Genomic DNA, 14,433 nt, shown 5'->3' with positions numbered 1-14,433 from the left:
CCCAGCGGGTTGATGTCGTAGCTCACCAGCAGGTTCTTGGTCTGCTGGTAGTGGTCGAGCATCATCTTGTGGGTCTCGCGGCCGACGCCGGACTTCTTGTAGCCGCCGAAGGCGGCGTGGGCCGGGTACAGGTGGTAGCAGTTGGTCCAGACGCGGCCGGCCTTGATGCCGCGGCCCATGCGGTAGGCGCGGTTGATGTCGCGGGTCCAGAGGCCGGCGCCGAGACCGAACTCGGTGTCGTTGGCGATCGCCAGGGCCTCGGCTTCGTCCTTGAAGGTGGTGACGCCCACCACCGGGCCGAAGATCTCTTCCTGGAACACGCGCATCTTGTTGTTGCCCTTGAGCAGGGTCGGCTGGATGTAGTAGCCGCTGGAAAGGTCGCCACCCAGACGCTCGGAGCTGCCGCCGGCAAGCAGTTCGGCACCTTCCTGCTGGGCGATCTCGAGGTAGGAGAGGATCTTCTCGTACTGCTGCTGGGAAGCCTGGGCGCCGACCATGGTCTCGGTGTCCAGCGGGTCGCCGCGCTTGATCGCCTTGATCTTCTTCATCACCTCGACCATGAAGGGCTCGAAGATCGACTCCTGTACCAGCGCCCGCGACGGGCAGGTGCAGACCTCGCCCTGGTTGAAGAAGGCCAGCACCAGGCCTTCGGCGGCCTTCTCGATGAAGGCCGGCTCGGCCTGCATGATGTCCTCGAAGAAGATGTTCGGGCTCTTGCCGCCCAGCTCCACGGTGGAGGGGATGATGTTCTCCGCCGCGCAGTGGAGGATATGGGCGCCCACCGGGGTGGAGCCGGTGAAGGCGATCTTGGCGATGCGCTTGCTGGTGGCCAGGGCCTGGCCTGCTTCCTTGCCGAAGCCCTGGACGATATTGAGCACGCCGGGAGGCAAGAGGTCGCCGATGATCTCCGCCAGCACCATGATCGACAGCGGAGTCTGCTCGGCGGGTTTCAGTACCACGCAGTTGCCGGCGGCGAGCGCCGGGGCGAGCTTCCAGGCGGCCATCAGCAGCGGGAAGTTCCACGGGATGATCTGCCCGACCACGCCCAGCGGTTCGTGGAAATGGTAGGCGGCGGTGTGCTCGTTGATCTCGGCGGCGCCGCCTTCCTGGGCGCGGATGCAGCCGGCGAAGTAGCGGAAGTGGTCGGCAGCCAGCGGGACGTCGGCGTTGAGGGTTTCGCGCACGGCCTTGCCGTTGTCCCAGGTTTCGGTAACGGCCAGCACTTCCAGGTTCTGTTCGATGCGATCGGCGATCTTCAGCAGGATCAGGGCGCGGTCCTGCACTGCAGTGCGGCCCCAGGCATCGACGGCGGCATGGGCGGCGTCCAGGGCCTTTTCGACGTCCTCGGCGCCGGAACGGGGGAATTCGGCTATCACTTCGCCGTTCACCGGCGAGGTATTGGTGAAATACTCGCCGCCCAGCGGCGGCACGAATTCGCCGCCGATGTAGTTGCCGTAACGCGGCTTGAAGCTGACAACGGCGCCCGGAGTGCCTGGTTGTGCGTAGATCATGGCGTTGCTCTCTCTGGTCGGTGCCCGCCCGACTGGGCAGGTTGTGGACCGATCTTAGTCAGCCGCCGCCAGGGCCCGGAATGCGCCCATGGGAGAGGCGCCCTCGTCATTTGGTAGTAGAACCGGCCGCTCTGGGCCGGTGCTTCAGGCGCTGGCCGGGACTTGCTTGCGGCCGGTGCGGGAGGCCTGCGCGGCCTGCTCGGGCCGGTAGCCCAGGCGCAGGCCGCCCCAGTGGCGCCCCTGGACGATGATGGGCACCGAGAGGTCGTGCATCAGCTCGCCGGTATCGCGGGTGTAGGTCTGCAGCAGCAGCGGCTGCTGGTGACTGCCGCAGCGGATGCCGGTGCGGTCGTTGAACATGCGCTTGCTGCGGCTGCGGGCCGTGTCCTGCTCGCGATCGCCGCTGGGCGGCTGGCTGAAGGCCAGGTTGTGGGTGGGCACATAGCCCTCCGCCGTGCAGGCAATGGCGAACACCAACCCCTCGTGGCCTTTCAGCAACGGCTCCTGGATGTCCGGCAGGACCTGGTCGGTATAGCGGTCGAAGCGCGAGCCGTACTTCTGCGGGTAGGTGCCGGGCACCACCTGGAAGCGCCGGTCGAACAGGTCGTCGAGGCTGATCCGGCCATCCCGCACATCGGCTTCGAAGCGCCCGGCGATGGCCGCCGCGCCCTCTCGCGCCAAGTCGTAGACGCGCTGGTGATAGTCGTCCAGGCCTACTTCGGCCAGGCGCTCGCTGATGGTTTCGGCCTGCCCCTCCAACTGGCTGGCGGCTTCGGCCAGGCGACGGGTCTGCTGGTCGCTGATACCCAGATCGCTGCGCATCTGCCCCACCGCCTCGAACAAATCGGCCAACTGGTCGCGGTTGGTCCGGGCACCACGGGCGATCTCATCCACCTGCCCTTCCACCGCAGCCGCAAGGCCAGCGATCTTCTCCAGCTGGCGTCCCGTCAGTTCCACCTGGCCGACGCCGGCGTCCAGGTCGACGGAGAGCTGCTGGATCTGCTCCACCACCAGGGCGGTCTGGCGCTGGATATCGGTCACCATCTGCCCGACTTCACCGGTGGCGCTGGCGGTACGCCCGGCCAGGCCGCGCACCTCGTCCGCCACCACGGCGAAACCGCGGCCATGCTCGCCGGCCCGCGCGGCCTCGATGGCGGCATTGAGGGCCAGCAGGTTGGTCTGGCTGGCGATGGACTGGATGACCTGGGCCACCTGCTGGATTTCCTCGCTGCGCTGGCTGAGGGCGGCGATCAGCTCGCGACTGGCACCGGCGCGGGCACTGAGCTGATGCATGAGGCCGATGGCCTGCTGCAACACCTCACGGCCTTCATCGCTGCTCTGGCGAGCGTCATGGGCGGCGGCGAAGGCCTGCTGGCTGAGCGCGGAAGTGGCGGCCTCTGTTCCGATCATCACCTCGGCGCTGCCGACGATGCGTTCGGCGGCCTGCAACTGGGACTTCAGGCGCTCGGCGAGGCGGTCCACCGACCAGGCCACGCCGGCGGCGGAAAGGGCGTTGTGGCTGGTGCTGCGGGACAGGTCGCGGGTGAGACGCGCCACATCGAGGCTCTCGCCTCTGCTCGTCGGCGCGGCCTGGCGCCTGGGCCGGAACAGCCAGGGCAGCGGCAGGCACAGGAGCACGCCCAGCCAGGGCGGCAGGCCTGCCAGGGTCACTGTCCCGGCCAGCAGGACGATCAGAAGGCTGTGGAACAGGCAGTGGCGCATCGCTTACCCCTTTCTTGTCGTTGTTTGGGGGCAATTAAGCGGCCTTTGGCCAGTACAAAGCCATGGTTCCTTGGTCGTAGAAGCGGAGAGGTCGCTGGCCGGACTCCCCGAGCCGAAGTGGATCAGCATGCAGGACAATTGCGCACCCTATCGGGAAATGGGCCTACGCGGAGACTGCGTTGCTGGACTACAGAGAGCTTGGATAGGGTTTGCGCCGTTGTGCCCTCGGGTCGCAACCGGGTGTGGAAGCCCGTTCATTGATAATCAGCACGCCATAGCGACGGGTCGCACGTCGGCAGTCTATGGCGGACCGTGCGAGCGGGCTCCGGCCCGACCGGTCTTGCTGATTATCCCGGTACTTCCACACTCGCACGGTCCGCCACCCTTCAAGGATTTGGTGGCGGCTCCCCAACCCAATGGACGGAGCTCTCCCCATGAACCTTCCCGAAATCACTCCGCAGGTCTACCGGCGCCACCGCCGCCAACTTCGCGCCTTCCTCATCGGCCATGAGGCCTGGTTCTCCACCCATGACCTGCGCCGCCTGGTCAACGCCAACATCAACGACCGCATCACCCGCCAACTCTGTGACGACCAACATCAGCGCGTGCTGCTGCGGACCGCCAATGGCTGGTTCGACGAGGAAGTGGTGATCAGCGAGTCCGGCCTCCACGCCTTGCTCTACGTGTACTGCTACCACCCGGAGAACCGGATGCTGAGGCAGTGGGTCAGCCAGGAAGTGGTCGCGGGGTTGTGGAGCGGCCGATAAAGCTGTCCGGCACTGGCGAACCGGCCAGGGTCAACTGCTGCGCCTTGCGGGTCTTGCGGATCATCCGGCCCAGTTCGGCCATGCTGGAGAAGTGCGCGGTAGAGGCCATATTTTTCCCGATAGGTAAAAAAATGGATCACGGCTGCGGATCAGCCGAGCATTTTCCCGATCGGGAAAATTTCCTAACAGTCGCTGAAATGCACGCATGTTCCCCGAACGGGAAAAGTAACTGCCCCGATCATCTACCACGCCAGGGCATCGGGGTGTTCCCCAAGAAAAGACAAGGCCCGCCGAAGCGGGCCTTGTCAGTGGGTTCAGCGCTTGGCGACCACCGCCTCCTTGGGCAGCTTGAAGGTCCAGAGCATGCCGCCCTGGTTGAGGTCCTTGATGCGCTTGGCCACTTCGCCACCCCAGAGCGGTACGGCGCCACCCCAGCCGGACAGGACCGAGACGTACTGCTCGCCGTCCATTTCCCAGGTGATGGGCGAGCCGATCACGCCGGAGCCGGTGTTGAACTCATAGAGTTTCTTGCCGGTCTTGGCATCGAAGGCCATCAGGAAGCCCTCGGGGTTGCCGGTGAACACCAGGTTGCCCTTGGTGGCCAGCACGCCGCCCCAGAGCGGCGCGTAGTTCTTGTAGCGCCAGACTTCCTTGCCGGACTTCGGATCGATGGCGCGCAGGACGCCGATGTAGTCCTCGTTCAGCGGCTTGATGGTGAAGCCGGCGCCCAGGTAGGCCGCGCCCTTCTTGTAGGCGACGTTTTCGTTCCACATGTCCATGCCCCACTCGTTGGAGGGGACGTAGAACAGGCCGGTGTCCTGGCTGTAGGCCATGGGCATCCAGTTCTTGCCGCCGAGGAAGGACGGGGCGACGAACACCGCGCTGCCGTGCTTGCCATCGCCACCCGGCGCACCCGGGCGCTTGGCGTCGTCGTAGATCGGGCGGCCTTCCTTGTCCAGGCCCTTGGCCCAGGTCACTTCATCGACGAAGGGGAAACCACGGATGAACTTGCCGTTGGTGCGGTCCAGCACATAGAAGAAACCGTTGCGGTCGGCGGTGGCGGCCGCCTTCACGGTCTTGTCGCCGTCCTTGTAGTCGAAGGACACCAGCTCGTTGACGCCGTCGAAGTCCCAGCCGTCGTGGGGGGTGGTCTGGAAGTGCCACTTGATGGAGCCGTCTTCCGGGTTCAGTGCCAGGCGCGAGGAGGAATACAGGTTGTCGCCGGGACGCAGGTGGGAGTTCCAGGGCGAGGGGTTGCCGGTGCCGAACAGCAGCGAGTCGGTCTCCGGGTCGTAGTAGCCGCCCAGCCAGGGCGCGGCGCCGCCGGTCTTCCACAGGTCGCCCGGCCAGGTCTTGCCGGCTTCGCCGCCGGAGATACCGCTCTCGACCTTCTTGCCGTCCTTGTAGACGTAGCCCATGTGGCCTTCCACGGTGGGACGGGTCCAGAGCAGCTCGCCATTCTTCGGGTTGTAGGCCTCGATCTTGCCCACCACGCCGAACTCGCCACCGGCGACGCCGGTGATCAGCTTGCCCTTGACCACCAGGGGCGCGGCGGAGATGGAGTAGCCGGCCTTGTAGTCGGCCACCGTCTTGCGCCACACCACCTTGCCGGTGTCCTTGTTCAGCGCCACCAGCTTGGCGTCCAGGGTGCCGAAGATCACCAGGTCCTCGTACAGCGCCACGCCCCGGTTGATCACGTCGCAGCAGGGCATGATGCCGTCGGGCAGGCGCGCATCGTACTGCCAGAGCTTCTTGCCGGTGCGCGCGTCCACGGCGAACACCCGCGAGTAGGAGCCGGTGACGTACATCACGCCATCCTTCACCAGCGGCTGGGCCTGCTGGCCGCGCTGCTTTTCGCCACCGAAGGACAGCGCCCAGACCGGGCGCAGCTGCTGCACGTTGTCGGCGTTGAGCGCGTCCAGGGTGCTGTAGCGCTGGCCCTGCAGGCCCAGGCCGTTGGTCACCACCTGGTCGGTGGACTTGGCATCGTCGAGGATGTCCTGGTCGGTGACGCCGGCCAGGGCCAGGCTGCTGGACAGCATCAGGGCGACGGACAGCAGCGTCCGGGCGAAAGGCTGGTGGGGTGTGGCGAGCTTCATTAGCGGCTACCTCTGCGGGCTTGTTGTTGTGATCCGGGGAAATTTCCCGGTCTGCCGCAAATTCTTGGTTTGCCACGGGAGACCAACAATTGGACGCAGTGCGGATTTTCCTCCTCCGTTGGTAGCAATACCGCCACGCCCCTGCATACTTCAGCTGCCGATTGTGCAGTGGTGTCTCCCACTGGCAGACTGCCGCCCCTGCTCCGCTTTCCAATGCCCCCGGGACCTATGCAACTTTTCACTGATCGTCAATTGCTCCTGGCCAGCTGGGCCATCGTCCTCATCGGCCTGCTGCTGGTGCTGCCCTTCCACCTGCTGCCATCCCTGCTGTCGGGCCTGCTGGTCTATGAACTGGTGATCAGCCTGGCCCCGCGCCTGCAGCCGGTGATCCCGGGGGGGCGCCGCGCCCGCTGGCTGGCGGTGGCGCTGCTGGGCACCCTGGTGGTGAGCATGCTGTCGCTGTTCTTCGTCTGGATCGCCGGCGTGGTGACGCAGGAATTGCGCAACCCCGGCCAGTTGCTGGAAAAATTCATCGTCCTGACCGAACAGGCACGGGCACAGTTGCCGGCGTCCATCGAGAACTACCTGCCGGCCAGCGCCGATGACCTGCGCCGCGAACTGATGGACTGGCTGCGTGCCCACGTCGGCCAGCTGCAGCTGCTGGGCAAGGGCGCGGCGCATACCTTCGTGACCATGCTGATCGGCATGATCCTGGGCGCCATCATCGCCCTGCAGCCCATCCCCAATTTCGAGACCCTGCGCCCCCTCAGCCGCCTGCTGCTGGAACGCATGGCCCTGCTGGTGACCGCGTTCCGCAATATCGTCTTCGCGCAGATCAAGATTTCCCTGGTCAACACCACGCTCACCGGCATTTTCCTCGCCGTGGTGCTGCCGCTGATGGATATCCAGCTGCCGTTGACCAAGGTGCTGATCCTGCTGACCTTCATCCTCGGACTGCTGCCGGTGATCGGCAACCTGATGTCCAACACCCTGATCTTCATCGCCGGGTTCTCGGTCTCCCTCTGGGTGGCGGTCGGCGCCCTGGGCTACCTGATCGCCATTCACAAGCTGGAATACTTCCTCAACGCGCGCATCGTCGGCGGCCAGATCAGCGCCCGGGCCTGGGAGCTGCTCCTGGCGATGCTGGCGTTCGAGTCGGTCTTCGGCCTGCAGGGGCTGGTGGCGGCGCCGATCTACTACGCCTACCTGAAGAGCGAGCTGAAGCACGCGGAGTTGGTGTAAGGCGGGGCCGCAAAGGATTCCGTTCGTAGGATGTGGTTGAGCCTGCGAAACCCATCGATCCCCGCTGATGGGTTTCGCTCCGCTCTACCACATCCTACGGACATGCCCTACGGGGAGTTACTCCGCCGCGTTATCCACCCTCGGCATCCGCTGCAGTTCGTACTTCGGATACAGGTGGCTGACGCTGCGAATCAGCTCGTACCGGCTCAGATTCACCGACGCGAACCGCTCCGGAATCGGCGACCGGATCACCTCGTTCATCTCCTCCCCCTTCCCCGCCGCATCTTTCAGCAAGCCATCCAGCCAGCCCAGATAATCGCGCATCTGCGCAAAGGGCGCCGGGTCCTGGCTGATAGGGCCGTGGCCCGGCACCAGAACTTTCCACGGCAATGCGGCCAGGGTGTCGAGGTCCGCCAGCCAGGCCTCCAGGCCGGGGCTGTTGGGCGTGGTCAGGGCGCGCTGGTAGAACACCAGGTCGCCGGCGAAGAGCACGCCGGTGCGCTCGTCCAGCACCGCCAGGTCGGCGCCGGTGTGGCCGCGCAGGGCCAGAAGACGCAGGCGATGGCCGCCGATCTCGCGGACACCGGGCTCGAGAATCTGCTTCGGCAGGACCACTTCGGTACCGCGCATCCAATCGCCGACGAGCCGGTACATGTTCTCCGCCATGGCATCGCCCTGCTCCTCCAGCAGCCTGCCGGTACCGGCCAGGGCGGCGATGGGCACGCCGGCGAAGGCCTGGTTGCCCAGCACATGGTCGGGGTGATGGTGGGTCAGCAGCACCAGGCTCACCGGCTGGTCGGTGACCCCGGCAATGGCGCGGCGCATGGCCTGGCCATAGGCCCTGGACGGGCCGGTATCGATCACCACCACACCGGCATCGGTGACGATGAACCCGGTGTTGACGATATTGCCGCCATTGGCCTTGTCGAAGTTGTCGGTGCTGCCTTCCAGCAGCCAGGTGCCCTCGGCGATCTGCCTGGGCTTGAGGTCGTAGTCCTGGCCGGCCTGGGCGGTGAGCGCCAGACAGGTCAGCAGCAGCATGATCAGTCGCATCGCCCGCTCCCTAGAAACCGGCCTCGAACTCGTTGCCATTGTTGTCCCGCAGCCACAGGCGTGCCCTATCCCTGCCCTGCACTTCCAGGCTGATGGTCGGGTTCTCGCTCACCGCCGGGAACAGCTCGAGGCTGGCCAGGACCTTGCCGTCGGCGTCGCGCAATTCGGCCTGGTTGAGAAAGAACTCCGGGATGCCGCCGATAAGGCCGTTGTCCATGGGGTGATCGATGCGCAGGCGCAGGCGGCTGGCGTCGCCATGGGGGAAACGCCCGCCATGGATCTGGCCGAGCCTGTCCTCCCAGCCGGCCTGGGCGCGCACCAGGCTGGGCGCGGTGCAGCCGCCGCCGGCGGCATCGATGCGGGTCGAGCCGATGTGCCAGAGACCGTCGCGGGTCAGCAGCGCGGCGCGGATGGGGGTGGCCTGCTCGACGCGGATGCGGATGGCCAGCAGCGGCGCCACCCGCTCGCCGGGGTGGAAGACGAAGATCTGCGGGATGGGATTGAGCTCGGCCCAGGCCATGATCTTCACCACCTCGCCGGCGAAGGCGCGGGCATCCACCTGGATCGGCACCTGTCGCGAGTCCTCGGCGAAGGGCGGCGCCTCCAGCACCACGCCCGAGTCATGGACGAAGGGCTGGCCACCGAGAAGACGCCGGTGGAAGTAATCCCACATCACCGATTCCACCGGGTCCTGCGCGGCCCGGAGCGGCGCCGCGCAACCCAGCATGGCCAACAGCAACAACGAACGCCTGTGCATCCCGCACCTCCGGTCATTGAACGTCCTGATAGAGCCCCGGCAACTCGTAACGCAGCCCGTAGCCGGCATAGAGCTTTTCCATGCGGCCGTCGCGCACCATGGCGTCGAGGGTTTCCTCCAGCGCATTGGCGAGCTGGCGGTTGCTCTCGTGCACGGCCATGCCGATGTCCCACTCGGGCTGCCCGAGGTTGGGATAGGTGTTCTCGGCATTGCGGATCCGCGGGTCCCGGGCCTGGTGCTCCAGCCAGTCCAGTTCGCCGCGCAGCGCCATCACCGCGTCCACCTCGCCTTTGCGCATGCCCTCGAAAGCCGCCTGCGGCCCCGGATAATGGTGGGTGTTGCGCGCCAGGCGCCCGGCGAAGACCGAGGTGAGGTAGAAGGACGGCACGCTTTCCAGCTCCACGCCTATGGGATGGAACTGGAACACGCCCATGCTCGGCACCTCCGGCAGGCGGCGGCTGTCGTAGGCCACCTGCCAGCGCTCGCGCTGATAGGGCCCGAACATCACCACCTGGTCGTTGGAGATTTCCCCCACGTCATTGCGCTTCTGCGCGAAGTCGCGGTCATAAGGCACCCGCAGCATCACGTCGGCCAGTACGCCCGGGCGCATGTAGTGTCCCTTCCAGACGTAGTTGCGCAAGTCGTCGTCGAGCTTCTCCCCCGGGGTGACCCAGAGCAGCTCCAGCTTCAGGCCGAGGCCTTCGGCCAGGGCGCGGGCCAGATCGACGTCCACGCCCCGCGCCTGCTCGCCCTCCTTGAAGCTGTAGGGCGCGAAGTTCTCGTAGACGGCCACCTTGAGCACGCCGGAGTCGACGATGTCGTCATAGGGCCGTACCTGTGCCTGCGCAAATGGCAGGCACAGCAGCCAGCACAGCAGGAGCAGCGGACGCATGACCGTCACTCTTCCACGTGCACGCTTTCCAGGTAACTGCGGATGGCCCAGAGCGCTTCCTGGCTGAGATAGTCGGCCATCTTCGGCATGTACACCGCGCCGTCGCGCACTGCGCCGTTGATCACCCGCTCCTTGAACCACTCGTCGCCGTCAGCGCTGATCTCCAGGTAGCGCAGGTCGGGGGCGATGCCGCCGGACTTGGCTTCCAGGCCGTGGCAGCGGGCGCAGTTCTGGTTGTAGGCCGAGGAGCCGATTTCCACCGCCAAGTCGTTCTTCTCATAGGGTTTGCGATAGGGGTTCTCGTCGCGCCATTCCTTGCCCAGCGGCTCCAGGCCTTCGGTGTTCACGGCCTGGGGCACCACGTCGCCATGGGCCAGGACGATTCCGCTGAGGGTCAGGCCGGCCAGGAAAGCGAGGCCGCGCAGTGCGCTGTTCTTGTTCATCTCGTACATCCTCATAGAGCTGCTGGGCAAGGCGGCGCCCCGATCGGAGCGCTGTGGGGTCATGGTAAGAAGCCCCCGGCAGCGCCCCCATGCTGCTTTGGTGGCCAGGCACTACTCCCTTGGTAGTAGTGCTGGCGGAGGCGGGTCGAAGGCTTGCCAGGCGCTATCGATCGCGCAGGCGCCAGCGTGCTGGCGAACGGCGGAAAGCTGTTCGCCAGCACGCTGGCATTTGCGGAAAGGACGGGAGGTCGGGACGTTCAGTCGGCCCCAAGCTGAGGTGCCGGGAGGGATTGGGCCGATCCGGACATGTGGATGCTGCGGCCGGCAAGATCAGCGGACGCCCTGGCCAGCTCGAACTCGAGCGCGCAGCAGATCACCAGCAGTGGCAGCAGCAGATGCTTGATGATGGCCATGGCGGAGTCCTCTTGCTGGTTCCTCTGGCTATCAGGCTAGGACCGGGCGACCCGCCTGGCTGTACTACCTTGGTAGCGCCAGGCCTGTACCTTGGGGTGGGTCGTCGTTCTACTCCTGGGCTACAGGACTGCGCTGCCCTTAGCGAATGAACTGGCCCTGACTGGCTGTATCCCCTGTAGGAGCGAGCTCTGCTCGCGAAGTGCTCCGGTTCGCGAGCAGAGCTCGCTCCTACGAGGTTCTCAGCGCGATGGTTGAAACCTGGCGACAGCTAACACAGAAGTTCGCCCCCAGCACAAAGACCCCTCCTGGGCACGAACAGGCCGCCCATCACTGATCCAGCCAGATGACCGGCAGCACCGGGGCGCCACCGCGGTAGTGGAAATCGGCGGGCCCCGCGCGGTCGAATCCGAGCAGGGTGAGGATCAGCAGCAAGGGCAACAGCAGGTGCTTGAGGATGTGCATGGCGGCCTCCTTCTGGTTCTTGTGCGGCCATGCTAGGGCCGAATCGCCGACGGACTTCTACTACCTTGGTACCGCCGGACCGGTACTTTCTGCATATTTCCCGGGCCCCCACCCCTTCCTATGCTGGCTCCATGTTCGAAGGAGCCGCCCGATGCGCCACTACCTGATCCATGGCCTGGCCTACTTGCTCGCCCTGTCCAGCGCCGCCCTGCTCGCCACCCAGGTCCGTGCCGAGGAAGGCGCCCTCGAGGTCGGCATCGGCTACCTGGCCTGGGAGCCGGAGCGCGGCCCGCTGCTGTCCAACGTCATCCCCGAGCCGGAGGATGCCGGCCTGCGCGGCGCCGAGCTGGCGATTACCGACAGCAACAGCACAGGGCGCTTCCTCAAGCAGCGCTATCGACTGGACGCCGCCCGCACCGCCACCCCCGAGGAACTGTTGGCCAAGGCCCGCGTCATGCACGACCAGGGCCTGCGCCTGTTCGTGGTGAACGCGCCGGCGGAGCAGGTGCTGCAACTGGCCGACGCCCTCCCCGACAGCCTGCTGTTCAACGCCGGCAGCCCCGGCGACGAATTGCGCGGCGAGCAGTGCCGGGGCAACCTGCTGCACAGCCTGCCGAACCGCGCCATGCTGGCCGATGCCCTGGCGCAGTTCCTCGCCGCCCGCCGCTGGCAGCGCTGGCTGCTGGTCAGCGGACAGACGCCCGGCGACCAGGCCTACGCCGCCGCCCTGCGTCGCGCCGCCGGACGCTTCGGCGCGAAGATCATCGAGGAGAAGCCCTGGAGCTTCGACAATGACCAGCGCCGCAGCGCCCAGGCGGAAATGCCGCTGTTCACCCAGGGCAGCGAATACGACGTGGTGCTGGTGGCCGACGAGCGCGGCGACTTCGGCGAGTACCTGCCCTACAACACCTGGTACCCGCGCCCGGTGGTCGGCACCCAGGGCCTGACCCCCACCGGCTGGCACAAGACGGTGGAAACCTACGGCGCCGCGCAGTTGCAGAAACGTTTCGAAGCCCTGGCCGGGCGCTGGATGAACGACCGCGACTTCGCCGCCTGGATCGCCGTGCGCAGTATCGCCAGCGCCGTGACCCGCCAGAAGAGCGCGGACCCGCAGGCCATTCGCCGCCTGGCACTTTCCACCGACCTGCCCCTGGACGGTTTCAAGGGCCGCAAGCTCAGCTACCGCGACTGGGACGGCCAACTGCGCCAGCCGATTCCCCTGGTGCACCCCCGCGCCCTGGTCAGCACCTCGCCCCAGGACGGTTTCCTCCACCCGGTGAGCGAACTCGACAGCCTCGGCTTCGACCGTCCGGAAAGCACCTGCCGCCAATTCGCGGCGACCGACTGACAAGAACAACAAGGACAACCGCCATGCCCACGCCCCTTGCCGCCGCCATCTGCTCCACCCTGCTGCTCCTCGCCGGCCAGACCCTGGCCGCCACCGCCTACGTCTCCAATGAAAAGGACGACAGCATCAGCGTGATCGACCTGGACAGCCTGGAGGTCACCGCCAGCCTGCCCGTGGGCGCGCGCCCCCGGGGCCTCGCGCTGTCCAGCGACAACAAGCTGCTGTACATCTGCGCCAGCGACTCGGACACCGTGCAGGTGATGGACCTGGCCACGCGCAAGATCATCAAGGAGCTGCCCTCCGGCGCCGACCCCGAGCAGTTCGCCCTGCATCCCAACGACCGCTGGTTGTATATCTCCAACGAAGACGATGCCCTGGTGACGGTGGTGGACACCCAGAGCGAGCAGGTGCTGGCGCAGCTGGAAGTGGGCGTGGAGCCCGAGGGCATGGCGGTGAGCCCGGATGGCAAGTGGGCGGTGAACACCAGCGAAACCACCAACATGCTGCACTGGATCGACACCGCCACCCAGAGCCTGGTGGACAACACCCTGGTCGACCAGCGTCCGCGTCATGTGGAGTTCAGCCAGGACGGCAAGCTGCTCTGGGCTTCGGCCGAGATCGGCGGCACGGTGACGGTGGTGGATGTCGCCAGCCGCCAGGTGCAGAAGGTGCTGAAGTTCCAGATCAAGGGGGTACACCCGGACAAGGTGCAGCCGGTGGGCGTCAAGCTGACCCGCGACGGCAAGTACGCCTTCGTCGCCCTGGGGCCGGCCAACCACGTAGCCGTGGTGGATGCCAGGACCTACGAGGTGCTCGACTATCTGCTGGTGGGCCGGCGCGCCTGGCACCTGGCCTTCACCCCGGACGAGAAACGCCTGCTGGCCACCAATGGCATCAGCGGCGATGTCTCGGTGATAGACACCGACAGCCTCAAGGTGACCAGGTCGATCAAGGTCGGCCGCTATCCCTGGGGCGTGGTGGTGACGCCATGAGCGCGCTGGAACTGGCCGGGGTCGGCTTCGCCTATGGTCCGCGCCGCGCCCTCGAACAGGTGGGATTCAGCCTGCAGCCGGGCAGCTTCACCGCCCTGCTCGGTCCCAATGGCGCCGGCAAGTCCACCCTGATCGCCCTGCTCACCCGCCTCTACGACCTGCAGCGGGGCGAGATCAGCGTCTGCGGCCACTCCCTGCGCCGAGAGCCGCGCAAGGCCCTGGCCAGGCTCGGCGTGGTGTTCCAGCAGAGCACCCTGGACCTCGACCTCAGCGTCGACCAGAACCTGCGCTACCACGCCGCCCTTCACGGGCTGCCCGGCAGGCTGGCGGGCGAACGCATCGAGCGCGAGCTGGAGCGCCAGCAACTGGGGCCGCGCCGGCACGACAAGGTACGGCTGCTCAACGGCGGCCACCGGCGCCGGGTCGAGATCGCCCGCGCCCTGCTCCACGAGCCGCGCCTGCTGCTGCTCGACGAAGCCAGCGCCGGCCTCGACCCGGCCAGCCGCGACGGCCTCAACCGCCACGTCCGCCAGCTCTGCCGCGACCGCGGCATGGCGGTGCTCTGGACCACCCACCTGCTGGACGAGGTGCAGCCCGAGGACCGCCTGCTGCTGTTGCACCAGGGGCGGATCATCGCCAATGACAGCGCCGCCGGCATCAGCGCCCGCGACGAGGGCGGGCTAGCCGGCGCCTTCGAGCGATTGACGGCATGAATTCACCCTACCCATTGG

Annotated in this window: 14 protein-coding genes; 5 read left to right on the top strand and 9 right to left on the bottom strand. The window is 66.6% G+C overall.

The features are described 5' to 3' along the window. On the bottom strand, nucleotides 1-1,511 hold a 1,511-nt coding region (locus ACFPU0_RS24860; RefSeq protein ID WP_377695961.1), incomplete at its 3' end, for an aldehyde dehydrogenase family protein. A 144-nt stretch (nucleotides 1,512-1,655) separates the two neighbouring features. After that, the gene (locus tag ACFPU0_RS24855) at nucleotides 1,656-2,921 is read right to left on the bottom strand and encodes a methyl-accepting chemotaxis protein (RefSeq protein WP_377696029.1); all 1,266 of its coding nucleotides are present in this window, start codon (nucleotides 2,919-2,921) and stop codon (nucleotides 1,656-1,658) included. Between the two features lie 746 nt (nucleotides 2,922-3,667). On the opposite strand from ACFPU0_RS24855, the gene ACFPU0_RS24850 reads away from it, so the two are divergent. Beyond that, nucleotides 3,668-4,000: a hypothetical protein gene (locus tag ACFPU0_RS24850; protein ID WP_377695960.1), complete on the top strand. Its 333-nt coding sequence runs from the start codon at nucleotides 3,668-3,670 to the stop codon at nucleotides 3,998-4,000. A 314-nt stretch (nucleotides 4,001-4,314) separates the two neighbouring features. Here ACFPU0_RS24850 and ACFPU0_RS24845 read toward each other — a convergent pair whose 3' ends face one another. Then, complete coding sequence (locus tag ACFPU0_RS24845) at nucleotides 4,315-6,099, bottom strand: PQQ-dependent methanol/ethanol family dehydrogenase (protein WP_377695959.1); 1,785 nt, start codon at nucleotides 6,097-6,099, stop codon at nucleotides 4,315-4,317. Nucleotides 6,100-6,327: 228 nt separating this feature from the next. Here ACFPU0_RS24845 and ACFPU0_RS24840 point away from each other — a divergent pair, with 228 nt between their 5' ends. Further along, a complete protein-coding gene (locus ACFPU0_RS24840; protein WP_377695958.1) occupies nucleotides 6,328-7,341 on the top strand; it encodes an AI-2E family transporter in 1,014 nt (337 codons plus the stop codon). Nucleotides 7,342-7,458: 117 nt separating this feature from the next. Here the strand turns inward: ACFPU0_RS24840 and ACFPU0_RS24835 are convergent, their stop codons facing one another. The 6 genes from ACFPU0_RS24835 to ACFPU0_RS24810 all read right to left on the bottom strand — a co-directional run bounded on the left by ACFPU0_RS24835 (nucleotide 7,459) and on the right by ACFPU0_RS24810 (nucleotide 11,362). Further along, nucleotides 7,459-8,394: a quinoprotein relay system zinc metallohydrolase 1 gene (locus tag ACFPU0_RS24835; protein ID WP_377695957.1), complete on the bottom strand. Its 936-nt coding sequence runs from the start codon at nucleotides 8,392-8,394 to the stop codon at nucleotides 7,459-7,461. Nucleotides 8,395-8,404: 10 nt separating this feature from the next. Further along, nucleotides 8,405-9,151 carry a quinoprotein dehydrogenase-associated SoxYZ-like carrier gene (locus ACFPU0_RS24830; protein WP_377695956.1) on the bottom strand — a complete coding sequence of 249 codons (747 nt, stop codon included), beginning with the start codon at nucleotides 9,149-9,151 and terminating at the stop codon, nucleotides 8,405-8,407. Nucleotides 9,152-9,164: 13 nt separating this feature from the next. Continuing rightward, the gene (locus ACFPU0_RS24825; protein WP_377695955.1) at nucleotides 9,165-10,043 is read right to left on the bottom strand and encodes a substrate-binding periplasmic protein; all 879 of its coding nucleotides are present in this window, start codon (nucleotides 10,041-10,043) and stop codon (nucleotides 9,165-9,167) included. 5 nt (nucleotides 10,044-10,048) lie between these two features. Next, nucleotides 10,049-10,486 (bottom strand): cytochrome c-550 PedF, encoded by a 438-nt coding sequence (gene pedF, locus ACFPU0_RS24820; RefSeq protein WP_377695954.1) that lies wholly within the window; start codon nucleotides 10,484-10,486, stop codon nucleotides 10,049-10,051. Between the two features lie 257 nt (nucleotides 10,487-10,743). Beyond that, on the bottom strand, nucleotides 10,744-10,899 hold the full coding sequence (locus ACFPU0_RS24815; protein WP_377695953.1) for a hypothetical protein: 156 nt from the start codon (nucleotides 10,897-10,899) through the stop codon (nucleotides 10,744-10,746). 328 nt (nucleotides 10,900-11,227) lie between these two features. Further along, entirely contained in the window at nucleotides 11,228-11,362 is a 135-nt protein-coding gene (locus tag ACFPU0_RS24810) for a hypothetical protein (protein WP_377695952.1), read from the bottom strand. 151 nt (nucleotides 11,363-11,513) lie between these two features. On the opposite strand from ACFPU0_RS24810, the gene ACFPU0_RS24805 reads away from it, so the two are divergent. The 3 genes from ACFPU0_RS24805 to ACFPU0_RS24795 are packed head-to-tail and all read left to right on the top strand — an operon-like array spanning nucleotide 11,514 to nucleotide 14,415. Then, entirely contained in the window at nucleotides 11,514-12,710 is a 1,197-nt protein-coding gene (locus ACFPU0_RS24805) for an ABC transporter substrate-binding protein (RefSeq protein WP_377695951.1), read from the top strand. Between the two features lie 23 nt (nucleotides 12,711-12,733). Beyond that, nucleotides 12,734-13,702, top strand: coding sequence for a YVTN family beta-propeller repeat protein (locus tag ACFPU0_RS24800; RefSeq protein ID WP_377695950.1), 969 nt, complete (start codon nucleotides 12,734-12,736; stop codon nucleotides 13,700-13,702). Continuing rightward, nucleotides 13,699-14,415 carry an ABC transporter ATP-binding protein gene (locus tag ACFPU0_RS24795; protein ID WP_377695949.1) on the top strand — a complete coding sequence of 239 codons (717 nt, stop codon included), beginning with the start codon at nucleotides 13,699-13,701 and terminating at the stop codon, nucleotides 14,413-14,415. The genes ACFPU0_RS24800 and ACFPU0_RS24795 overlap by 4 nt, the downstream gene beginning before the upstream one ends. The last annotated feature ends 18 nt before the right edge of the window (nucleotides 14,416-14,433 follow it).

The organism is Pseudomonas sp. GCM10022186, assembly GCF_042656385.1.
Lineage (GTDB): Bacteria > Pseudomonadota > Gammaproteobacteria > Pseudomonadales > Pseudomonadaceae > Metapseudomonas.
The sequence above is the reverse complement of the archived record's forward strand: the minus strand, read 5'-3'. Positions and strand labels throughout refer to the sequence as shown.